Source organism: Priestia sp. SIMBA_032, assembly GCF_046535215.1.
Taxonomy (GTDB): domain Bacteria; phylum Bacillota; class Bacilli; order Bacillales; family Bacillaceae_H; genus Priestia; species Priestia aryabhattai.
Genome location: NZ_JAWRXD010001477.1, coordinates 1 through 239, shown reverse-complemented (window position 1 = coordinate 239; position 239 = coordinate 1). Strand labels below are relative to the sequence as shown.

At 53.6% G+C, this 239-nt stretch carries 1 tRNA gene; it reads left to right on the top strand.

Annotation, left to right across the window (positions count from 1 at the left end):
- Nucleotides 1-81 precede the first annotated feature (81 nt).
- Nucleotides 82-155: transfer RNA gene (locus SB717_RS39215), tRNA-Cys, on the top strand.
- Nucleotides 156-239: the final 84 nt, after the last annotated feature.

Below are 239 nucleotides of genomic sequence, written 5' to 3'. Positions count from 1 at the left end.
GGAAGTAGTTCAGTGGTAGAACACCACCTTGCCAAGGTGGGGGTCGCGAGTTCGAACCTCGTCTTCCGCTCCATATATATTGGCGGCATAGCCAAGTGGTAAGGCCAAGGTCTGCAAAACCTTTATCACCGGTTCAAATCCGGTTGCCGCCTCCACGTATAAAAGTCCTGCCGGGGTGGTGGAATTGGCAGACACACAGGACTTAAAATCCTGCGGTAGGTGACTACCGTGCCGGTTCA